We start from the raw sequence: 21,826 nt of genomic DNA, 5'->3' as shown, positions 1-21,826 counted from the left end.
GTAGGACATGCGCGTGTGCGACACGCCCGCCGAGCGGGAGCTTGCCGAGGAACTGGACCGCGTTCGCCCCGAGTCGGCGTCCGCCTACCTCGCCGCCCTGCCGGGGGCGCGGGCGGCGGTGCTGGCGCGGCTGTGGCGCGGGCTGGTCCATGAACCGCTGCCCTGGATCACGACCCGCTCCCCCGCGAGCGACGGCGTCGCACTGCGGCTCGTCGACGGGCGGCGGCTGCACGGCCCGCCGTCGGATCCGTGGGCGACGGGGACGGCGGTCGCCGCCGTGGAGCTGGACGGCGTCGCGTACAGCCATCCGGCCCGGCTGATGACGGCGCTGGACGTACCGGGCGGTGGGCGACTGGCCGCCGAGCTCGATCACAGCGTCGCGTCCATGGCGTTGTCCCGGACGGGCCGACGTCCGGCATCAGTGCCTTCGGTTCCCTGGGAGTGGGAGCAGCGGTCGCCGGACGGCCATCCGTACCATCCCGGCTGCCGCTCGCGGCCCGGCTTCTCGGCGGCCGAGCAGCTGGCCTACGCGCCCGAGCACCGGCCCGTGGTCGGCCTGCGGCTCGCGCCGGTGCCGGGAGCGACGGTACGGGGGCCGTGGCCCGCGGAATTACGGGACGGGACCACCGTGCTGATCCCGGTCCACCCCTGGCAGGCCGAGCACGTCCTGGGCGACCGGACGCTGCTGCCCGGGCCGCGGGCCCATCCGCTGCTGTCCCTGCGCACCCTCGCCCTCGACACGGGACCGCACGTCAAGACCGCGCTGAGCACCCGGCTCACCTCGGCGGTCCGCGACATCTCGGCCTACGGGGTGGACCACGCCCTGACCACCTCGGACGTCCTCGAACGCGTCGCGGACCGGCTGGACGGCCGGCTGCACATCGCGCGGACGCTGACGGCGGCGGGCGCGGGCACACCCGACCTCGCGGCGATACTGCGGGAATCGCCGTACACCTACGCCGGGACGGGGGAACAGGTGATACCCGTGGCCGAGCTGCCCGGGTACTTCGCCTCCCACAGGCCCCGCGAGCGGCCGGAGCGGATCACCGCGTTCGCGCGCCTGGCCCTCGGTGTGTGCCTGGACCTGCTCCGCCTGGGGGTGGCCCTGGAAGCCCACGGCCAGAACCTCCTCGCGGTCGTCGACGCGGACGGATGGCCCTTACGGCTGGTTTACCGGGACCTCGCCGACATACGGATCAGCCCGGCCCGGCTGGCCCGGCACGGCTTCCCCGCACCGCCGCTGACCGGCCGGCTCCTCAACGACGACCCCACCGTCCTCCGCCGCAAGGTCCTCGGCTGCCTGATCACGGGCGCGCTGGGCCCCCTGGCCGGGAACACCGCCGCCCTGGGCGCCCTCCTCGAAGCCGCCACCCACGGCCTTCCCCCGGGCCCGGACCTCCGGGCGCTGCGCACGGAGGAGCTGCCGGTGAAGGCCCTCACGCTGATGCGGCTGTCGACGGAAGGAGAACAGTGGGCGCTGCTGCCCAACCCGATGACCGAGAGGAAGGAGTGATGCCTCCGGGCTCCGGCGTGGGAAACGGGCCCCGAGGGCCGTGTCCGATTTCCGCCAGCCCGGCGTCGGGCGCTCCCGCAGACTGGACTCATGGAACACCCCACGGACCACCGCGCCACCCTCGACGACGACACCCGCTACCAGGCCGTGACCAGCCGGGACGCGCGTTTCGACGGGGTGTTCTACCTCGCCGTCACCACCACCGGGATCTACTGCCGGCCGAGCTGCCCCGCCGTGACGCCGAAGCGGGCCAACGTCCGCTTCTATCCGTCGGCGGCGGCCGCCCAGCGCGCCGGGTTCCGGGCCTGTCGCCGGTGCCGGCCGGACGCCGCGCCCGGGTCGCCCGAATGGAACGTCCGCGCCGACCTCGTCGGCCGGGCCATGCGGCTGATCGGCGACGGCGTCGTCGACCGCGAGGGCGTCACCGGGCTCGCCACGCGCCTCGGCTACAGCTCCCGCCAGGTGCACCGGCAGCTCACCGAGGAGCTGGGCGCGGGCCCGGTCGCCCTCGCCCGGGCCCAGCGCGCCCACACCGCGCGGGTGCTGCTCCAGACCACCGGCCTGCCGGTCACCGAGATCGCCTTCGCCGCCGGGTTCGCCAGCGTCCGGCAGTTCAACGACACCGTCCGCGCCGTCTACGCCCGCACCCCCAGCGAGCTGCGCGCCCGCCCCGCCCAGCGGCACCAGGTCGGCGCCGGCCCCGCGGGCGTCCCGCTGCGGCTCGCCCACCGGGGCCCGTACGCCGCACGCGAGGTCTTCGACTTCCTCCAGCGCCGCGCCATCACCGGCGTCGAGGAGGTCCTCGCCACCCCCGCCTCCCGGGTCTACCGCCGCACCCTGCGCCTCCCCTACGGCACCGGCATCGCCGAGATCCACGAGCCGGCCCCCGCGGGCACCCGCCGGCACGGCGACTGGCTCGACTGCCGGCTGCACCTCACCGACCCCCGCGACACGGCCGCCGCCGTCCACCGCGTCCGGCGTCTGTTCGACCTCGACGCCGACCCCTTCGCCGTCGCCGAGCGGCTCGGCGCCGACCCCAGGCTGCGCCCGCTGGTCGAGGCCCGCCCCGGACTCCGCTCCCCGGGCACCGCCGACGGCGACGAACTCGCCGTACGGGCCGTCCTCGGCCAGCAGATCTCCGTCCCGGCCGCCGCCCGGCTCGCGGGCACGCTCGTGGCCGCGTACGGGAAGCCGCTGGCCGCGCCGGACGGCGGACTCACCCATCTCTTCCCCGACGCCGCCACCCTCGCCTCCGCCGACCTCGCCGAACTGGGCATGCCCGACACCCGCCGGCGGACCCTGCGCACCCTCGCGACCGCCCTCGCGGACGGCACGGTCCGCCTCGACGCGGGCGTGGACCGCGACGACACCGAGCGCGCCCTGCTCGCCCTGCCGGGCATCGGCCCCTGGACCGCCGGCTACATCCGCATGCGGGCCCTCGGCGACCCCGACGTCTTCCTCCCGGGCGACGCCGGGGTACGCCACGGGCTCGCCGCCCTCGGCGCCACGGCCGGCGGCGCCGACGCCTGGCGCCCCTGGCGCTCGTACGCCCTCCACCACCTGTGGAACGCACCGAAGGACTCCTGACCATGCTGTACACCCACATCGCCAGCCCCCTGGGCCCGCTGCTGCTCACCGGACGGCCCTCCGCCACGGCCCCCGGCGGCACCGCCCTGGCCTCCCTCACCGTGCCCGGCCAGAAGAACGCCCCGGCCGTCGGCCCGGACTGGCGCGCGGACCCCGCCGCGTTCGCGGAGGCCGAACGCCAGCTCGGCGCGTACTTCGCGGGCCGCGCCAAGGAGTTCGAGCTCGAACTCACCGCCGGGGGCACGGACTTCCGGCGCAGGGTGTGGGAGGCTCTCGGCTCCATCCCGTACGGGGCCACCACGACGTACGGCGAGCTCGCCGCCCGGATCGGGGCCCCGCGCGCGGCCGTCCGCGCGATCGGCGGCGCCGTCGGGGCGAATCCGCTGCTGATCCTCCGGCCGTGTCATCGGGTGATCGGGGCGGACGGGTCCCTGACGGGGTACGCGGGGGGACTGGACCGCAAGCGGCTGCTCCTGGAGCTCGAAGGAGCGTAGCCGCGTGTCCCGGCTGCCCGCCGTGGGAGTTTCCCGCGCCTTCGGCGCGGTTCTCCCCCACCCGCCCCCCGATTGCCCGGAACGGCTCGCTCAGCCACGGGCATGGGGTGACGTGAGGGGGCGCTCAGCCCCGGAAGGGCCCGCCCGCCCCACCCCGCCCCCGGCACCAGCCGCGTTCGGCGGCCTGCCAGCCCAGTTGGAGCCGGGTGGTCACCCCGGCCAGCTCCATCAGCCGCCGCACCCGGCGCTGGACGGTCCGCAGACCCAGCCCGAGCTGTTTGGCGACGCTCGCATCCGTCAGCCCCGCCAGCAGCAGGGACAGCACCTCCAGGTCGGTGGCGTCGGGCTCCCCCGCCCCCTCGGGCGACCCGTCGACGGATCCACCGCCCGGCCGGAGGGGGCGACCCTCGTGCCAGGCGTCCTCGAACAGGTCGATCAGCGAGTCCAGCAGCGCGCCGGAGTGGACGACCAGGGCGGCGGTGCCGGCGGCGCCCGAGGCGAGGGGCAGCAGCGCGACCCTGCGGTCCACGATGACGAGTTCGGCGGGTATTCGGTCGACCACCCGGCACAGGCCGGGGACCGGCGGGCTGCCCTCGACGACCGTCCGGTGGACCACCGCTCCCGGCCCTCCGGGAACAGGGCCACCGGCCCGCTCCGTCAACACCCCTACCCGGGCCGTCAACATGACGCACACTTCTTCCACCGCGCCCAGCCGGAGCCCCGACAGCCGCCGGGCGACCGCCCCGGCACCCCTCACGACCTCCGCCGCACCCCCGCCGACAGGCTGCTCCGCTGGACTTTCCCCGGGTGCCGTCCGTTGTATGGCGTCCACATCCATGGAACCGAGCACGCGACTTTCCTCCCCATCCCCGCGACCGCGTCATGGCTCGGGACATCATCCCTGGGGTGGTGTTCGCCGTGCACTCTTCCCGTATGCCCCACAGTGTGGACAATAAGGGCATGAGTCAGCAGGGGGACCAGTACGCCGAACAAGAGGACGCCTGGTGGCGCGAGTTGTACGGCAGGAGTGAAGCCGACACGGGTGGTGTCGCCGCCGGCGACAGCCTCGACGAACGGTTCTCCTCCGCCTCGGCGATCGTGGGTCCGGAACCTCTTCGGCCGAGAGCGGAGCCGCGACGGCCCGAGCCGCCCAGGAGGGCGGCCGGGGGCGCGGACGCCCCGCCCGGCCCGCCCGGCGGCGGGCCGGGCGGGCTCTCGCCCGCCGTGTCCCGCGGGGTGCCACGCCAGACCAAACGCTGGTCCCCGCCCGCCCCCTCCCCCGGCGGCGCCCGCGGTACGGAGCCCCCCACGGCGAACGGCACGTCCGGATCCAACGGATCCAACGGCGTCGGCCACGGGCCTGGCCACGGCGCGTCCAACCGCACGGCCGGTGCCAACGGCACGGGCGCGGCCCATGGATCCGGTGGCGGCCTCGGCCCCGAGACGGGTCTCGGGGCCGACGGCGGCCCCGGATCCGGCGGCGGGCTCGGAGCGAGCGACGGCCTCGGACCCGACGCCGATCTCGGAACGAACGGTGGTCCCCGGCCCGACGGCGGGCTCGGAGCGGGCGTCGGCCCGGGGGCCGACGGCGGATCCCGATCAAGCGGCGGCCTCGGACCCGACGCCGGCCTCGGGAGGAATGGTGGCCCTGGTCCCGACGGCGGCCTCGGAGCGAGCGTCGACCCCGGGGCCGACGGCGGGCTCGGGATCAGCGGCGGGCTCGAACCCGACGACGATCTCGGGTCGGGCAGCGGCCTCGGGCCCAACGGCGCCCCCAGGCCCAACGGCGCCCCCAGGCCGAACGGCGACTTCGGGCCCGACGGCTCCCCCAGGCCGAACGGCTCCACCGGCCCCCGCGGCCCCCACGGCTCAATCGACCCCCACGGCACCGGCGCGGCCCCCTACACCGGCGGAGCCCCCCGAACCGGTGGCGGGGCCAACGGCATCGGCGGCGGTGGAGCCGACCGCTCCCGGGGGTCCGCCCTGCCCGTTCCCGTCAACCCTCGGCGGCAGCCCCCGCCGCCACCCGAGCCGTGCGCGCCCGTGGGGGCGCAGGGGCTTCCCGACGGGCCGCCGCCGCCCGATCCCAGGACGCGGGTCTCCCCGCCGCCCCCTCCGCTGCCGGTGCCGCCGGACGTCGTCGCGGACCCGGACCGGTACGCGGGCCCAGCCGAGCGCATGGAACGCCCGGAGCTCACCAAGCGCAAACGCGCCCCGGGCGCTCCCGCCGGCATCCCCGATGTCGCGGAGCCGCCCGGATTCCCGGAGCTGCCGGACCTCCCCGGCCTGCCCGGGTTCCCCGGCATCCCCGGCCTCTCCCGCGCGGCGGCCGCCCCCGGCACCGCGCTGGAGACCACCGAGGTCTCCGAGCTGCCCCCGCCCGAGCGGTCCCCCGTCGCCGGAACGCCGCGCCGGAACGGCGCGCGGCTGCGCACCCCCGAATACGTAGGGCGGCGGCCGCCCACCTACGAGGCCGAGCCGACCTCCTGGCCGGCCGCGGACCCCGGCGGGCTGGAGGACCTCGTGCCCGACACCGTGCTGGACGGCGCCCGGTACGGGGCGCTGACGCTGCGGGCCGGCTCGCTGCGCGGGGACTCCGCCCGCTACCGCGGCGAGCCCCGCCGGGACGCCCTGCTGACCGCGCGCTTCGGCGCGGGCGACGACGCGCTGCTGCTCGTCGCCATGGCGAGCGGCGCCCGCGCGGCCGAGGGCGCCCACCGGGCGGCGCGGGAGATCTGCGCGTGGCTGGGCGGCGCGGTCGGGCGCAGCCACGCCCGGCTGGTCGAGGACATCCACGCGGGCCGACGGGACGAGCTCAAGTCGGGGCTGCACCGGCTGACGGACCGCACGTACGGCCGGCTGCGCGTCCGCGCGGCCGAACTGGGCCTGCGGCCCAGCGAGTACACGGCGGGGCTGCGCTGTCTGCTCCTTCCCGTGGACCCGCGCTGCCGGACGCGCGTGTTCTTCGGCGTGGGCCCGGGCGGGCTGTTCCGGCTGCGCGAGGGCACCTGGCAGGACCTGGACCCGGAGCCCCGGGAGCCCGTCGCCGAGGCGGAGGCGGAGCCGCTGACGGGCTACGACGTCGCCGACCGGATCACCGTGGACCTCGGCATCCCCACGCCCGGCACGGCGCCCGTCATCGACCCGGCCGAGGTGCCCTCCGAGCCCTTCCGCTTCCGCGCCTCGATCGCCAGGCCCGGCGACACCCTGCTGCTGTGCAGCGCGGGCCTGGCCGACCCGCTGCGCGGCGAGGCGGAGCTGGGCGTGCGGCTGGCGGAGCGGTGGGCCAGGGCGGAGCCGCCGGGGCTGGCGGAGTTCCTCGCGGACGTCCAGCTGAGGGTGAAGGGGTACGCCGACGACCGTACGGCCTGCGCGGTCTGGGAGGGCTAGCGGCCGCCCGGACCGGCTCCTCGGGTCGGCAATTCGCGTGCCACACAAGAGGTTTCGGGATTCCGGTCGTATAACCATGTTGACGCGTCAACAGGCGTCGACCCGGCAGCCTTGGGGCATGCATTTCCCGTGAGCGTGTTCGAGGCCGGGGCGCCGGGGAGGGGTCGGGTCGGCGAAGAATGAACAGGCGGACTGGACACTGGGCGGGCGCGGAACAGCGCGAGAGCAGGGGAGGGTCCGCGGAAGGCGGTGTGTCGGAGGGATCCGGCGAATCCGGTGCGGCGGCGGCCCCGGCGCCGCACTGGGAGAGGCGGCTGCCGCGCAAGGACCTGGCGGCCGTCCACGACGTCCGCGCCGGGTTGCGCGCGCTGCTCGCCCGCTGGGGCGCCCCGGGCCGGGCCGACACCGCCGAACTGCTGGTGAGCGAGCTGGTCACCAACGCCCTGGTGCACACCGACGGCGGCGCCGTCGTCACCGCCCGCCTAACCGGCGGGCCGGCCGCGTCCGTCAAGGGCCGACTGCGCGTGGAGGTAAGGGACTTCCTCTCCCGGCATCCGACGGTACGGGCGCCCACCCCCGGCCCTCCGGGGCGGAACGGCGAGCGGGGCGTGGACACGGCGGCCACCTCCGGGCGGGGCCTGCTGCTCGTCCACGCCCTCGCGGACGGCTGGGGGGTACGGAGCCACGGCGTGGGCAAGTCCGTCTGGTTCGAGCTGGACGCGCGAGAGCCCTGAACCGCCTCCACGAGGCGGTTCAGGGCTCCTGGTCCGGGGCCGACGCGACGGCTGCCGACGGTCGTTCGCGCTTCGTCAGCCGAACTGCCGCTCGATCCGGGCCAGTTTCTCCTCCAGCGAGTCGAGCCGCGGGATGGCCTGGGTGTCGTCCTCCGCTGTGAGGTCGATGGGGACGGGCCTGTCCACCGACTGCAGCGGGCGGGAACGTACCGGAAGCTGCCCCGGCTCGACTATGGAGGGCTCCGGCCCTCCCTGCGAGCCGATCTGGGCGGGCTGCGGGGCGGCCGGCACGGCCGGGCCGGTCACCTCGACCTGCCGTCCGCCGCGCACCCGGGGCCACATCCGGTGCTGCCGGTTGTAGGCCTTCAGCCGGGCGCGCTCCAGCTTGCCGGCCTCCCGGCGGCGCATCCGGTGCTGGGCCTGCTGGCGCTTGTCCTCGCGGACCTCCTCCACGGCCTCGTCCAGCGACCGCACGCCCTCCAGGAGCATCAGCGACCAGGCGCCGAAGGTCTCCCGGGGCGCCCGCAGCCATCGCACTATCCGGATCTGCGGCAGCGGGCGGGGCACCAGGCCCTGCTCGCGCAGCGCCGCGCGGCGGGTCTGCTTGAGCGCCCGGTCGAAGAGCACGGCCGCCGACAGCGACATGCCGGCGAAGAACTGCGGAGCCCCCGCGTGGTCCAGCCCCCGGGGCGCGTGCACCCAGTTGAACCAGGCGGCGGCGCTCGCGAACGTCCACACCAGCATCCGGGAGCCCAGCGCGGCGTCGCCGTGGCTCGCCTCGCGCACCGCCAGCACCGAGCAGAACATGGCGGCGCCGTCGAGACCGAAGGGCACCAGGTACTCCCAGCCGTCCGTCAGCCCCAGGTTCTGCTGCCCGAAGCCGACCAGGCCATGGAAGGAGAGGGCCGCGGCGACCGCGGCGCAGCAGAAGAGGAGTACGTACGAGGCGCTGCCGTAGAGGGCTTCCTTGCGGCGTCTGCGTTCCTCGTTGCGCTCCCAGGAGTCCGTGCCGGCGGCCCCGTCCTCCCTGGCGGTGTTCCGGCCGCGCGTGTACACCGTCACCGCCACCACTGCCCCGATGAGCGCCACGGCACTGGGGAGCGCCCAATTCAGCGGTATGTCGGTCACTCTCATCTTCGTCCCTTGCATGCAGTACGGCGTTTCGCGCGCCATCCTGACGGACTCGCGCCGGATGCCAAGGGGTTTCGCGGTAACTCACCGCCAATGGACGGCAAGGATATACGGAGAGCGACGAATGAATTCGAACGCCCGCCAGCGGCAGGTGAATTGAGTTCTAACCAATCCACTCGATCGAGTGGCTTAGCCGTTTTGGCCGGAGAGAGGTGCGGCCGAGGCCGCGGACGTCGAGAGGATGATCGAATCCCGGCCATAACCAGGTAAGCCTAACCTTAGCCAGACGTATCGGGGTTTGAACTGTCGGATTCGCCGCCTATGGTTCCGATGGGACACCAGGAGGACCTCAATGGAGCAGGGCAGACCCCACAGCGCAGTATCGCGGCCGCATACCGGTGTACCCGCGCAGGCCACGCCGAGCGCGCGCGGGGAGCACACCCATGACGAGAGCGAGTACGCCTACGCCCCCGGCGCCCGCCCCGCGCCCCGGGTTCCCCAGCGCTACTCCGTCCGGGGGCAGGTGCTCGACGCCCTCCGCAAGGCGCTCGTCAGCGGGGAGCTCGTGCCCGGCGAGGTCTACTCCGGGCCCGCGCTCGGCGAGCGCTTCGGGGTGAGCGCGACTCCCGTGCGGGAGGCCATGCAGCAGCTGGCTCTGGAGGGCGCGGTCGAGGTCGTCCCCAACCGGGGCTTCCGCGTCACCAGCCGCACCGAGCGCGACCACGCGGAGCTCGCGGAGGTCCGCGCGCTGCTGGAGGTGCCCGCCCTGCTGCGGGTCGCCCGCGCGGTGCCGGCGGCCCGCTGGCGCGAGCTGCGGCCGCTGGCCGAGCGCACGGCCGCCGTGGCCGCCGAGGGCGACCGCGCGGCCTACGCGGAGGCCGACCGGGCCTTCCACCGGGCCCTGCTGGAGCTCACGGGCAACCGGCAGCTCGTGATCGTCGCGGACGAGCTCCACCGCCGGGCCCAGTGCCCGGGCGCGGTGACGGGCGGGCTCGCCGCCCACGCCGCGGAGCACCTCCGCTTGCTGGACGCGCTGGAGGCGCGTGACCTGGCAGGCGTCGAAGCCCTGGCGACCCGCCACTGCGCGGGCCCGTCGTAGACCGGAGCGAGCCCGGGCCCCCGGGAGGGGGGCCGGGGCGCAGCCCCGGGAAACGGTGAAAGGGCGGGACAGGGGCCCCCGCCGCGACGGCGATCAGCCACCGCGCCGGAGACCGGCGGTGCCGAACCACCCCCGCCCCGCCCGGCACCCCCGAACGGCGCCCCCGCCCCGCCCGGCACCAGCGAACCGCGCCGCAGCGGCTCGACGCCACCGCGGCCCAGCCCGGCCGGGGGGGGCGGCAGACGCCCCGGGGGCCCACCCCCGGCGTCAGCTGACCCCCCGCTTCAGCGCCACCGCCGCCCTCCCCTCCGCCTGCTTCCGCTTCCAGTCGCGGCGGATCTCCGCCCGCTGACGGGCGTCCGTGCGCGAGGCGATCCACGCGTTCTCGCGGAGGAGCTTGCGGTAGCTCTCCAGGCGGCGCGGCCGCAACGTGCCGTCCTCGACCGCCGCGAGGACCGCGCAGCCCGGCTCCGTCGCGTGGCCGCAGTCGTGGAAGCGGCAGTCCGCGGCGAGGGCCTCGATCTCGGCGAAGGTCCGGCCGACGCCGTCCTCCGCGTCCCACAGACCCACTCCCCGCAGCCCGGGGGTGTCGATGAGGACACCGCCGCCGGGCAGCGGCAGCATGTTGCGCGTGGTCGTGGTGTGGCGGCCCTTGCCGTCACGGTCACGCGTGGTCTGTACGGCCTGGACCTCGCCGCCGACGAGCGCGTTGGCCAGCGTGGACTTGCCGGCGCCGGACTGGCCGAGGAGGACGGACGCGCCGCCCGCCAGCACGGCCGCGAGGACGTCGACGCCCTCCCCCGTCTCGGCGCTGACGGCCAGCACCGTCACGCCCGGCGCCGCCGTCTCCGCGTCGGCGACGAGGTGGGCGAGGGTGGCGGGGTCGGGGACGAGGTCGGCCTTGGTGAGGACGACGAGCGGGGTGGCGCCGCTCTCCCAGGCCAGGGTCAGGAACCGCTCGATCCGGCCCAGGTCGAGCTCGACGGCGAGCGAGACGGCGACGACGGCGTGGTCGACGTTGGCGGCGAGGATCTGGCCCTCGGACCGCTTGGAGGACGTGGAGCGGACGAAGGCGGTGCGGCGCGGCAGCAGGGCCCGTACGTAGCCTCCGGCGAGGTCGACGGCGGCCCAGTCGCCGGTGCACATGATGTTCAGCGGGTCGCCGGTGGTGACGAGCGAGGTGTCGGCCATGACATGGCGCACGCCGCTCTCGCCGTCCGCGACGACGAGGTCGCAGCGGCCGCGGTCGACGCGGACGATCCGCCCGGGGACGAGCCCCTCGGCGGCGTGGGGAGCGAAGCTGTCAGCGAACCCCGCGTCCCAGCCGTAGGCGGAGAGGGGGTGCGCAGAGGTGTGCTCGGACAAGACGGTGGTCCTTCAGGAGGGAGGTGTGGATGGTCTTCTGAGCGCGGGCACGGCCCGTGGCGACGACAGTCATCGCGTGCTCACCTCCTGTGGAGTCGTTCGTCCTGACGGAATCGTCCAGACGGGATCGTTCTGACGGGATCGTCCTGACGAGAGCGATCGTAGAGACGAACGCCGACGGGCCGCGAGTGGTTTTCTCGCGGCCCGTCAGTGGTGCTATTCGTGCTTGTTGTTCGGTTTGGCATGCTTGGGCGAGTGATCCGGTTTGTGGAGCCGGGAGCGGACGTCCTCGGGGGGCAGGAACTGTGCCCAGCGCTCCGGGAATTCCGAGGGCGGCTCCCGGTCCTGGCCGATGACGCCCTCCTCGCCCTCCCAGGGATCGTCGTCGTTCTCGTGGACCAGGGCCCGCGCGGCCCGCTCGGCGGCCGCGCGGGCGGCGGCGGCCTCGCGCTGCCGGTCGACCTCGGCGCGGGCGGCGGCGGTGGTGACGGAGGGCCAGACCCGGTCGATCGCGGCGTTCACGGCGGCGCCGACGAGCACCGCGAAGGCGGAGACGCCGATCCACAGGAGCACGGCGACGGGCGCTGCCAGCGAGCTGTAGATGGTGACGCCCTCGACGGTGTGGGTGAGGTAGACGCGCAGCAGGAGGCTGCCGAGGACCCACATGGTGAGGGCGACGAAGGCACCCGGGATGTCCTCCGCCCAGGGGGAGCGCACGGGCACGGACACGTGGTAGAGCGTGGTGAGGAAGGCGATGGACAGGAGGGTGACGACGGGCCAGTAGAGGAAGCGGACGGCGTCCGCGCTCCAGGGCACGACGTTCACCACCGTCTCCGGCCCGGCCACCATCAGCGGCAGCGCCACCGCCCCGATGACGAGGGCGACGACGTAGAGGAGGAAGGCCAGCAGCCGGGTCCTGACGATGCCGCGCTTGCCCTCCAGCCCGTACATGATCGTGATGGTGTCCACGAAGACGTTCACGGCCCGCGAGCCGGACCACAGGGCGATGGCGAAGCCGACGGAGATGATGTCCGGGCTGCCGAGCTTGAGGACGTCGCGGACCAGCGGCTCGGCGATCTCCTTGGTGCCCTTGTCCGACAGGACGGCGGAGGACACGGTGAGGATGCTCTCCTGGATGCCGAGGATGGTGCGGGTGCCCGTCCAGTCGTCCAGGTAGCGCAGCAGCCCGAGGAGGGCGAGCAGCAGCGGGGGCAGCGACAGGAGGGTGAAGAAGGCGGCTTCGGCTGCCAGTCCCGTGACCCGGTACTCCATGCAGGAGTTGACGGTGTCCTTCAGGAGCAGCCACGCCATCCTGCGTTTGGAGACATTTCGGTACAGAGCCCTGGCCCTGCGGAGCCGGCCGACCTCCCGGCCCGAATGTTCTTTTGCTGCCTGCACGACCTAACCGTATCCGCCGCGGGCGGCTCGGTTCACCTTGCGGCCGGGCAGCGGGCCCGGCGGAACCGTTGCAGGTGGGAGGCCGCGGAGGGTGATGCTGCGCCGACTCGGCACCACCCTCCGGCCGCTCCCCTTCACCTTCCGCCCGGAGCGGGTGCGTTCGCAATGGTTGCAAGCGGTTGCAATATCGCGGATGACCCGGCGCGGAGCGGCTCGCGGCGGCACCATTGCAGCGTGAAGCGCATACCGATCGACGCGGGGCTGCTGCCCGCCATCCGGGAGGCCGCCCTCGCCGGCGCCGAGCCGCCCGTGCGACCGCGTCCGGTGATCGGCGAGTCGTGGCACCGGGTGCGCCGCCACGGCCTCGACCCCGACACCGGCGGGTCCGTCGCCCTGCTCTCGGTGGAGGAGGTGGAGCACCTGCGCCGGGCCTCCCCGCTGGGCGGGGTGCTGCCGCAGGTGCGGGAGGGGCTGCGCGAGGCGGTGGACGCCGTGCGGCATCTGATCGTGGTCTCGGACGCCGAGGGCCGGGTGCTGTGGCGGGAGGGCGGCGCCGGGGTGCGCCGGAGCGCGGACCGGCTGGGCTTCGAGGTGGGCGCGTCGTGGACCGAGGAGCGGGTGGGCACCAACGGGATCGGGCTGGCGCTGGTGGAACGCCGGCCGGTGCAGGTGCATTCGGCCGAGCACTTCGTGCGGACGCACCACGCCTGGACGTGCGCGGCGGCGCCGCTGCACGATCCGCGCGACGGGCGGCTGCTGGGCGTGCTGAACGTGTCGGGGCCCGTGCCCGCGTTCAACCCGACGACGCTGGCCCTGGTGACGGCCGTGGCCAAGGTGGCCGAGGCGGAGCTGCGCGCCCGGCACTGGGAGTCGGTGGACCGGCTGCGCACGGTCGCCTCGCCGATGCTGGCCCGGCTGGGCGGCCGGGCGCTGGCCGTGGACCGCGACGGCTGGACGGCGGCCGTGACGGGGATGGCGCCGGTGAGCCGGGTGGTGCTGCCCCTGGAGGCGGCCCCGGGGCGGGTGTGGCTGCCCTCGCTGGGGCCGTGCACGCTGGAGCCGCTGCCGGACGGCTGGCTGGTCCGGCTGGACCGGGGTGTGGACGAGGACGTGCCGCCCGGGCGGCTGGTGCTGGACCTGCGCCGGCCGCGCGCGTGGACGGTGAGCGTCGCCGGGGCGGCGGGCCAGTGGTCGCACGCCCTCAGCCCGCGCCACGCCGAGCTGCTGTACGTGCTGGCCCGGCACCGGGCGGGGCGGACGGCCGCCCAGCTGGCGGCGGACCTCTTCGGCGACGCCTCGCGCACGGTGACGGTGCGGGCGGAGCTCTCCCGGCTGCGGCGCACCCTGGCGGGGGTGCTCAGCCACCGCCCGTACCGCTTCGCCGACGGGCTGGAGGTGCGTCTGCTGGAGCCGGAGGACCCCGAGGACCTGCTGCCCGCCTCGACGGCGCCGCTGGTGCTGGCCGCGCGCCGGAGGCCGGCCGTGGACCGCTGACACGTGTGTGATGAGGTTTCGGCCATGAGCGACAGCACGACGACGACCGTGACCACCTGGTCGCTGGAGCAGACCTCACCGGCCGATCTCCTCCCGGCTCACGTTCCGGACGCTTCGTCCGGCATCCGGATCGAACGGGCGGCCGTGCCCTCCCCGGAGTTCAGCCGTTTCCTGTACACGGCCGTGGGCGGTGACATCCGCTGGACGGACCGGCTGAGCTGGTCGTACGAGAAGTGGACGGCCTTTCTGGAGCGGCCCGGGACGGAGACCTGGGTGGCGTACGAGCACGGCACGCCGGCCGGGTACGTGGAGCTGGACGCCCAGCCGGAGGGGGCGGTCGAGATCGTGTACTTCGGGCTGATCCCGCGCTTCCGGGGGCGGCGGATCGGGGGCCATCTGCTGAGCGTGGGGACCGCGCGGGCCTGGGACCTGGCCGAGCGCCGGCCGGAGCGGGAGCCCACGAAGCGGGTGTGGCTGCACACGTGCAGCCTGGACGGACCGCACGCGCTCGGCAATTACGAGCGGCGCGGCTTCCGGGTGTTCGGCACCAAGGTGACGGAAGAGCCGGACGCGCCCACTCCGGGCCCCTGGCCTGGCGCTTACCCGGAAGGCGCGGCCTAGCAGCGGCGCGCGGGACGGCGGCGGGCGGCGGCCCGCGACCCCATGGACCATTCCACATCCCGGAATGGTCCATCTTGCTATCCGGACAACAGTGGACTGGCCGAAGACTGCCGTGCCACGCTGCCGTCATGTCCCGAGCTGGAATCGCCTTGGTGAGTCGGCGTCACGTCGACCTCGGCCGCATGTCCAGCGCCATCTGTCCGGCGGGCTGACAGTCACAGCACCACCGTTCCCTCCCTCCGTCGGCCGTGGATCGCCGATGGGGTGGCCCTCGCTTCCCTTCGTATGCCGTGCCCGGCGCCTCCGCCGATGACGTATGCGGATTTTAAGGACATTTCTCCATGGCTGACACCCCTTCCCGCTCCCCTGCCGCCGCCCCGGCGCGGCGCAAGTCCGGCCGTCACCGAGGCGAAGGCCAGTGGGCCGTCGGCCACTTCACCCCGCTGAACGCCAACGAGCAGGTCAAGAAGGACGACGACGGTCTCAATGTGCGGACACGCATTGAGACGATCTACTCCAGGGCCGGTTTCCACTCCATCGACCCCAGCGATCTGCGCGGCCGGATGCGCTGGTGGGGCCTCTACACCCAGCGCAAGCCCGGGATCGACGGCGGCCGCACGGCCGTCCTGGCCCCGGAGGAACTGGACGACGAGTTCTTCATGCTGCGGGTGCGCGTCGACGGCGGCCGGCTGACCACCGCCCAACTGCGCGTCATCGGCGAGGTCTCCCAGGAGTTCGCCCGGGGCACCGCCGACATCACCGACCGGCAGAACATCCAGTACCACTGGATCCGGATCGAGGACGTGCCCGAGATCTGGCGGCGGCTGGAGGCCGTCGGCCTGTCCACCACGGAGGCCTGCGGGGACACGCCCCGGGTGATCCTGGGCTCGCCCGTGGCCGGCATCGCCGAGGACGAGATCCTCGACGGCACCCCGGCCATCGAGGAGATCCACCGCCGCTTCATCGGCAACCCCGACTTCTCCAACCTGCCCCGGAAGTTCAAGTCGGCCGTCTCCGGCTCCCCGCTGCTGGACGTCGCCCACGAGATCAACGACGTCGCGTTCGTCGGCGTCCGCCACCCCGAGCACGGCCCGGGCTTCGACCTGTGGGTGGGCGGCGGGCTGTCGACCAACCCCCGGATCGGGGTGCGGCTCGGCGCCTGGGTGCCGCTGGACGAGGTGGCCGACGTCTACGGCGCCGTCATCGGCGTCTTCCGCGACTACGGCTACCGGCGGCTGCGCAACCGGGCCCGGCTGAAGTTCCTCGTCGCCGACTGGGGTGCCGAACGGTTTCGCCAGGTGCTGGAGGACGAGTACCTCGGCCGCCGGCTCGTCGACGGCCCGGCCCCCGAACAGCCCCTGCACCGCTGGCGGGACCACGTCGGCGTCCACCGGCAGAAGGACGGCCGCTTCTACGTCGGCTTCGCCCCGCGCGTCGGCCGGGTCGACGGCGCCACGCTCACCAAGATCGCGGAGCTGGCGGAGCAGCACGGCTCGGGCCGGGTACGCACCACGGCCGAGCAGAAGATGATCGTGCTGGACGTGCCGGAGGAGCAGGTGTCCTCGCTGGTGGCGGGCCTGGAGGCGCTGGACCTGCGGGTCGCGCCCTCGCCCTTCCGGCGGGGCACGATGGCCTGCACGGGCATCGAGTTCTGCAAGCTCGCGATCACGGAGACCAAGGCGCGCGGCGCCTCGCTCATCGACGAACTCGAACGCCGGCTGCCGGAGTTCGACGAGCCCGTCACGATCAACATCAACGGCTGCCCCAACGCCTGCGCCCGTATCCAGGTGGCGGACATCGGTCTCAAGGGCCAGCTGGTCACCGACGAGCGGGGTGAGCAGGTCGAGGGCTTCCAGGTGCACCTGGGCGGGGCGCTGGGCCTGGAGGCCGGCTTCGGCCGCAAGGTGCGCGGCCTGAAGGTCACTTCGGCGGAGCTCCCGGAGTACGTGGAGCGCGTCCTGCGGCGCTTCCAGGCGGAGAGAACCGAGGGGGAACGGTTCGCCCAATGGGCGGCGCGTGCGGACGAGGAGGCGCTGTCGTGAGTGAACGCGCCGCCCCCTTCTACTGCCCGTACTGCGGGGACGAGGATCTGCGGCCCGGTGAGCAGGGGCACGGCGCCTGGGAGTGCGGCGCCTGCAACCGCGCGTTCAAGCTCTCCTTCCTCGGGCTGCTGACCCGGGGCCTGGTCAAGGAGCGGGCGCATGACCGGACTTGAGAAGCTGGCCCGCGACGCGGGCCGGGAGCTGGAGGACGCGCCCGCCCTGGAGATCCTGCGCTGGGCGGCCGACACCTTCGGCGAGCGGTTCTGCGTGACCGCCTCCATGGCGGACGCCGTCGTCGCCCACCTCGCCTCGCGCGTCCGGCCCGGCGTCGACGTGGTCTTCCTGGACACCGGCTACCACTTCCCGGAGACCATCGGCACCCGGGACGCGGTCGAGGCCGTGATGGACGTCCGGGTCCTGACCCTCACCCCGCGCCTGAGCGTCGCGGATCAGGACGCGGCGCACGGGCCGCGGCTGTACGAGCGCGACCCGGACCTGTGCTGCCGGATGCGGAAGGTCGAACCGCTGGCGGAGGGCCTGGCCGGGTACGACGCCTGGGCGACCGGCCTGCGCCGCGACGAGTCCCCGACCCGGGCCGGCACCCCGGTCGTGGGCTGGGACGCCCGGCGCGGCAAGGTCAAGGTCTCCCCGATCGCCCGCTGGACCGAGGCGGACGTGGACGCGTACGTCGCCGAGCACGGCGTGCTCGTCAACCCGCTGCTGACGGACGGCTACACCTCCGTCGGCTGCGCGCCGTGCACGCGGCGCACGCTGGCGGGCGAGGACGCGCGAGCCGGCCGCTGGTCGGGCACGGGCAAGACGGAATGCGGGCTGCACGGATGACGGAGCCCCTGCCGAACGAGCTGCTGAACGAGCTGTCGAACGAGCTGGAGAGGAACATGAGCGTGGGCGCCACCGTGTGGCTCACCGGCCTGCCGAGCGCGGGCAAGACGACGATCGCCCGTGCGCTCGCGGCCCGGCTGCGCGCCGAGGGGCGGCCGGTGGAGGTGCTGGACGGCGACGAGATCCGCGAGTTCCTCTCGGCGGGCCTGGGCTTCTCCCGCGAGGACCGGCACACCAACGTCCAGCGGATCGGCTTCGTCGCCCGGCTGCTGGCCTCGCACGGCGTGACGGTGCTCGTGCCCGTCATCGCGCCCTACGCGGACTCCCGCGAGGCGGTGCGCAAGCGCCATCAGGCGAGCGGCACGGGCTATGTGGAGGTCCACGTGGCCACGCCGGTGGACGTGTGCTCCACGCGCGATGTGAAGGGCCTGTACGCCAAGCGGGCGGCGGGCGAGATATCCGGCCTGACCGGAGTCGACGACCCCTACGAGGTGCCGGCCGACCCGGACCTGCGGATCCCCGCGCACGAGCAGAACGTCGAGGAGTCGGCGGCGGCGCTGTACGCGCTGCTCACGGGGAGGGGATTGCTGTGAGTACGGCCGACAGCCCGTACGCCCTGACGCATCTGGACGCGCTGGAGTCGGAGGCGGTGCACGTCTTCCGTGAGGTCGCGGGCGAGTTCGAGCGGCCGGTGCTGCTCTTCTCGGGCGGCAAGGACTCCATCGTCATGCTCCACCTCGCCCTCAAGGCGTTCGCCCCGGCGGCCGTCCCCTTCGGGCTGCTGCACGTGGACACCGGGCACAACTTCCCCGAGGTCCTCGCCTACCGCGACCGCACGGTCGCCGAGCTGGGCCTGCGGCTGCACGTGGCGTCCGTGCAGGACTTCATCGACCGGGGCGAGCTGCGCGAACGCCCCGACGGCACCCGCAACCCGCTCCAGACCGTGCCCCTGCTGGACGCCATCGGCAGCCACCGCTTCGACGCCGTCTTCGGCGGCGGCCGGCGCGACGAGGAGAAGGCCCGGGCCAAGGAGCGCGTGTTCTCGCTGCGGGACGAGTTCGGCGGCTGGGACCCGCGCCGGCAGCGCCCCGAGCTGTGGCAGCTCTACAACGGCCGCCACTCCCCCGGCGAACACGTCCGCGTCTTCCCGCTGTCCAACTGGACCGAGCTGGACGTCTGGCAGTACATCGCCCGGGAGAAGATCGAACTGCCCTCCATCTACTACGCCCACGAGCGCGAGGTCTTCGCCCGCGACGGCATGTGGCTGGCCCCCGGCGACTGGGGAGGCCCCCGCGACGGCGAGCGGGTGGAAAGACGCCTGGTGCGCTACCGCACCGTGGGGGACATGTCCTGCACCGGCGCCGTCGATTCGGGCGCCGCCACCATCCACGCCGTCATCGCCGAGATCGCGGCGTCCCGGCTCACCGAGCGGGGCGCGACCCGGGCCGACGACAAGCTGTCCGAGGCCGCGATGGAGGACCGCAAGCGCGAGGGGTACTTCTAGCCATGAGCACCGACACCGCCACCGACCAGGCCACCTCGCTCCTGCGCTTCGCCACCGCCGGAAGCGTCGACGACGGAAAGTCCACCCTCGTCGGCCGGCTCCTCCACGACTCCAAGTCGGTCCTGGCCGACCAGCTGGAGGCCGTCGAGCGGGCGTCCCTGGGCCGCGGCCAGAACGCCCCCGACCTGGCGCTGCTCACCGACGGGCTGCGCGCCGAGCGCGAGCAGGGCATCACCATCGACGTCGCCCACCGCTACTTCGCCACGCCCCGCCGCCGGTTCGTCCTCGCCGACACCCCCGGCCATGTGCAGTACACCCGCAACATGGTCACCGGCGCCTCCACCGCCGAGCTGGCCGTGGTGCTCGTCGACGCCCGCAACGGCGTCGTCGAGCAGACCCGCCGCCACGCGGCCGTCGCCGCCCTGCTGCGCGTCCCCCACGTGGTGCTGGCCGTCAACAAGATGGACCTCGTGGGCTACGCCGAGTCCGCGTTCGCCTCGATCGCCGGGGAGTTCGGCGCGTACGCCGCCTCGCTCGGGGTCCCCGAGGTCACCGCGATCCCGATCTCGGCGCTCGCGGGCGACAACGTGGTGACCCCGTCCGCGCACATGGACTGGTACGGCGGCCCGACCGTGCTGGAGCACCTGGAGACCGTGCCCGTCGGCAGCGATCCCACCGACGAACCCGCCCGCTTCCCCGTCCAGTACGTCATCCGCCCGCGAACGACCGCCCACCCCGACTACCGGGGCTACGCCGGCCAGGTCGCCTCCGGCGTGCTGCGCGTCGGCGAACCGGTGACGGTGCTGCCCTCGGGGCTCACGAGCACGATCGCCGCCATCGACGGCCTGGCCGGACCGGTCGACGTGGCCTGGGCGCCGCAGTCGGTCACCGTGCGGCTCGCCGACGACCTCGACGTCTCGCGCGGCGACCTGATAGCCCCCACCGCCACGGCGCCCGGCACCACCCGCGACGTCGAGGCCACCGTCTGCCACGTGGCCGACCGCCCGCTGCGCGTCGGCGACCGGGTGCTGCTCAAGCACACGACGCGCACGGTGAAGGCGCTGGTCAAGGCGGTGCCGTCGCGGCTGGCCCTGGACGACCTCACCCAGCACCCGGAACCCGGCGAGCTGGCAGCCAACGACATCGGCCGGGTCGTCCTGCGCACGGCCGAGCCGCTCGCGCTCGACGCGTACGCCGACTCCCGGCGCACCGGCTCGTTCCTGCTGATCGACCCCGCCGACGGCACGACGCTGACGGCGGGCATGGCCGGGACGGCGTTCGCGGCGAAGTCCGCGGTGGCGGCCGCCGACGACGGCTGGGACTTCCAGCGATGACGGGCCAGGCGCAGGACGCCTTCGCGACGTTCGACAAGGAGGGCGGCCGTATCGGCAGCGGTGCCCTCGGCAGCGGGCAGGGCGGAGTGGGGCGATGTGCGGGCTGACGCCCGTCCCCGGCCCGGATACCGCCCGTATCGCTGAACGAGAGGAACCCCCCTCGTGTCATCCCCCGCTCGCCGGCCACTGCCGGCGCTCGTCGCCGTGCCACTGCTGGCCTTGGCTCTGGGCGCCTGCGGCTACGGCTCGCAGAAGTCCTCCGGCACCACCGCCGGCCCCGCGGCCGCCACCGGAGCGAAGCTCTCCGCCGGCACCGTGCGCATCGGCTACTTCCCCAACATCACCCACGCCACGCCGCTGGTCGGCGAGCAGGAGGGCATCCTCCAGAAGGAGCTGGGCACCACCAAGCTCACCTCGACCACCTTCAACGCCGGGCCGTCGGAGATCGAGGCGCTCAACGCGGGCTCCATCGACATCGGCTGGATCGGCCCCTCGCCCGCCATCAACGGCTATGCGAAGTCCAAGGGCCAGAGCCTGCGGATCATCGCCGGTTCGGCCTCCGGCGGGGTGAAGCTCGTGGTCGCCCCCAAGAAGATCGGCTCGCTGGAGGACGTCAAGGGCAAGCGGATCGCCACTCCGCAGAAGGGCAACACCCAGGACGTGGCGTTCCTCAACTGGATCTCCGGGCAGGGCTGGAAGGTCGACCCGCAGAGCGGCAAGGGCGACGTCTCCGTCGTCCGCACGGACAACAAGGTGACGCCCGACGCCTTCAAGTCCGGTGCGGTGGACGGCGCGTGGGTGCCCGAGCCGACCGCCTCCAAGCTGGTGTCGGAGGGCGGGAAGGTGCTGCTGGACGAGAGCACCCTCTGGCCGGACGGCAAGTTCGTCATCACCAATGTGATCGTGTCGAAGAAGTTCCTCGACGCCCACCCGGACGTCGTGGAAGCCGTGCTGCGGGGCTCGGTGAAGACCAACGCCTGGATCGCCGCGAACCCCGACCGGGCGAAGGCCTCGGCCAACGCGGCGCTGAAGAAGCTGTCGGGCAAGGACCTGCCGCCGGAGATCCTCGACCCGGCGTGGCAGTCCATCCGGACGACGGACGACCCGCTGGCCACCACCCTCCAGGCCGAGGCGGACCACGCGGTCAAGGCGGGGCTGCTGGAGAAGCCGGATCTGGCCGGCATCTACGACCTGGCCCCCCTCAACAAGGTCCTGGCGGCCGAGGGCAGGCCCACGGTCGACGCGGCGAAGCTCGGCAGGCAGTGACGTGTACGCGG

Annotated in this window: 20 protein-coding genes; 16 read left to right on the top strand and 4 right to left on the bottom strand. The window is 74.2% G+C overall.

The window, feature by feature from the left end:
- The first annotated feature begins 7 nt into the window (after positions 1–7).
- The 3 genes from ACX9I7_RS03665 (at position 8) to ACX9I7_RS03655 (ending at position 3,594) form a co-directional block, all read left to right on the top strand.
- Positions 8–1,513, top strand: coding sequence for an IucA/IucC family protein (locus tag ACX9I7_RS03665; protein ID WP_459386468.1), 1,506 nt, complete (start codon positions 8–10; stop codon positions 1,511–1,513).
- A 90-nt stretch (positions 1,514–1,603) separates the two neighbouring features.
- Positions 1,604–3,100, top strand: a complete 1,497-nt coding sequence (locus ACX9I7_RS03660; RefSeq protein ID WP_459386467.1) for an AlkA N-terminal domain-containing protein — start codon at positions 1,604–1,606, stop codon at positions 3,098–3,100.
- A gap of 2 nt (positions 3,101–3,102) precedes the next feature.
- A complete protein-coding gene (locus ACX9I7_RS03655) occupies positions 3,103–3,594 on the top strand; it encodes a methylated-DNA--[protein]-cysteine S-methyltransferase (RefSeq protein WP_387571587.1) in 492 nt (163 codons plus the stop codon).
- A 124-nt stretch (positions 3,595–3,718) separates the two neighbouring features.
- Here ACX9I7_RS03655 and ACX9I7_RS03650 read toward each other — a convergent pair whose 3' ends face one another.
- Positions 3,719–4,210, bottom strand: coding sequence for a helix-turn-helix transcriptional regulator (locus ACX9I7_RS03650; RefSeq protein ID WP_459386466.1), 492 nt, complete (start codon positions 4,208–4,210; stop codon positions 3,719–3,721).
- 344 nt (positions 4,211–4,554) lie between these two features.
- Here ACX9I7_RS03650 and ACX9I7_RS03645 point away from each other — a divergent pair, with 344 nt between their 5' ends.
- Both ACX9I7_RS03645 and ACX9I7_RS03640 read left to right on the top strand, forming a co-directional pair.
- Complete coding sequence (locus tag ACX9I7_RS03645; RefSeq protein ID WP_459386465.1) at positions 4,555–6,984, top strand: protein phosphatase 2C domain-containing protein; 2,430 nt, start codon at positions 4,555–4,557, stop codon at positions 6,982–6,984.
- Between the two features lie 251 nt (positions 6,985–7,235).
- Positions 7,236–7,718: an ATP-binding protein gene (locus ACX9I7_RS03640; RefSeq protein WP_387571596.1), complete on the top strand. Its 483-nt coding sequence runs from the start codon at positions 7,236–7,238 to the stop codon at positions 7,716–7,718.
- 75 nt (positions 7,719–7,793) lie between these two features.
- Here ACX9I7_RS03640 and ACX9I7_RS03635 read toward each other — a convergent pair whose 3' ends face one another.
- Positions 7,794–8,852 (bottom strand): DUF2637 domain-containing protein, encoded by a 1,059-nt coding sequence (locus ACX9I7_RS03635; RefSeq protein WP_358625582.1) that lies wholly within the window; start codon positions 8,850–8,852, stop codon positions 7,794–7,796.
- Between the two features lie 349 nt (positions 8,853–9,201).
- Here ACX9I7_RS03635 and ACX9I7_RS03630 point away from each other — a divergent pair, with 349 nt between their 5' ends.
- Entirely contained in the window at positions 9,202–9,948 is a 747-nt protein-coding gene (locus tag ACX9I7_RS03630) for a GntR family transcriptional regulator (protein ID WP_387571600.1), read from the top strand.
- A 267-nt stretch (positions 9,949–10,215) separates the two neighbouring features.
- Here ACX9I7_RS03630 and rsgA read toward each other — a convergent pair whose 3' ends face one another.
- Both rsgA and ACX9I7_RS03620 read right to left on the bottom strand, forming a co-directional pair.
- Positions 10,216–11,313: a ribosome small subunit-dependent GTPase A gene (gene rsgA / locus ACX9I7_RS03625; protein ID WP_459386464.1), complete on the bottom strand. Its 1,098-nt coding sequence runs from the start codon at positions 11,311–11,313 to the stop codon at positions 10,216–10,218.
- A gap of 216 nt (positions 11,314–11,529) precedes the next feature.
- The gene (locus ACX9I7_RS03620; RefSeq protein ID WP_387571606.1) at positions 11,530–12,711 is read right to left on the bottom strand and encodes a YihY/virulence factor BrkB family protein; all 1,182 of its coding nucleotides are present in this window, start codon (positions 12,709–12,711) and stop codon (positions 11,530–11,532) included.
- A 234-nt stretch (positions 12,712–12,945) separates the two neighbouring features.
- On the opposite strand from ACX9I7_RS03620, the gene ACX9I7_RS03615 reads away from it, so the two are divergent.
- The 10 genes from ACX9I7_RS03615 (at position 12,946) to ACX9I7_RS03570 (ending at position 21,815) form a co-directional block, all read left to right on the top strand.
- Entirely contained in the window at positions 12,946–14,205 is a 1,260-nt protein-coding gene (locus ACX9I7_RS03615; protein ID WP_387571608.1) for a GAF domain-containing protein, read from the top strand.
- Between the two features lie 24 nt (positions 14,206–14,229).
- Positions 14,230–14,826, top strand: a complete 597-nt coding sequence (locus tag ACX9I7_RS03610) for a GNAT family N-acetyltransferase (protein WP_459386463.1) — start codon at positions 14,230–14,232, stop codon at positions 14,824–14,826.
- 128 nt (positions 14,827–14,954) lie between these two features.
- The gene (locus tag ACX9I7_RS03605) at positions 14,955–15,038 is read left to right on the top strand and encodes a putative leader peptide (protein ID WP_309471194.1); all 84 of its coding nucleotides are present in this window, start codon (positions 14,955–14,957) and stop codon (positions 15,036–15,038) included.
- Between the two features lie 129 nt (positions 15,039–15,167).
- Positions 15,168–16,868 carry a nitrite/sulfite reductase gene (locus tag ACX9I7_RS03600; RefSeq protein WP_387571613.1) on the top strand — a complete coding sequence of 567 codons (1,701 nt, stop codon included), beginning with the start codon at positions 15,168–15,170 and terminating at the stop codon, positions 16,866–16,868.
- Entirely contained in the window at positions 16,865–17,041 is a 177-nt protein-coding gene (locus ACX9I7_RS03595; RefSeq protein WP_386725383.1) for a hypothetical protein, read from the top strand. The genes ACX9I7_RS03600 and ACX9I7_RS03595 overlap by 4 nt, the downstream gene beginning before the upstream one ends.
- Positions 17,028–17,711: a phosphoadenylyl-sulfate reductase gene (locus ACX9I7_RS03590; RefSeq protein ID WP_459386462.1), complete on the top strand. Its 684-nt coding sequence runs from the start codon at positions 17,028–17,030 to the stop codon at positions 17,709–17,711. The genes ACX9I7_RS03595 and ACX9I7_RS03590 overlap by 14 nt, the downstream gene beginning before the upstream one ends.
- Before the next feature lie 56 nt (positions 17,712–17,767).
- On the top strand, positions 17,768–18,304 hold the full coding sequence (gene cysC / locus ACX9I7_RS03585) for an adenylyl-sulfate kinase (protein WP_387572157.1): 537 nt from the start codon (positions 17,768–17,770) through the stop codon (positions 18,302–18,304).
- Entirely contained in the window at positions 18,295–19,215 is a 921-nt protein-coding gene (cysD, locus tag ACX9I7_RS03580; protein ID WP_459386629.1) for a sulfate adenylyltransferase subunit CysD, read from the top strand. Before cysC ends, cysD begins: the two co-directional genes overlap by 10 nt.
- Positions 19,216–19,217: 2 nt before the next feature.
- The gene (locus ACX9I7_RS03575; RefSeq protein WP_459386461.1) at positions 19,218–20,549 is read left to right on the top strand and encodes a sulfate adenylyltransferase subunit 1; all 1,332 of its coding nucleotides are present in this window, start codon (positions 19,218–19,220) and stop codon (positions 20,547–20,549) included.
- A gap of 162 nt (positions 20,550–20,711) precedes the next feature.
- Complete coding sequence (locus ACX9I7_RS03570) at positions 20,712–21,815, top strand: aliphatic sulfonate ABC transporter substrate-binding protein (protein WP_459386460.1); 1,104 nt, start codon at positions 20,712–20,714, stop codon at positions 21,813–21,815.
- Positions 21,816–21,826 lie beyond the last annotated feature (11 nt).

The sequence above is a fragment of the Streptomyces sp. L500 genome (assembly GCF_054551825.1).
The sequence above is the reverse complement of the archived record's forward strand: the minus strand, read 5'-3'. Positions and strand labels throughout refer to the sequence as shown.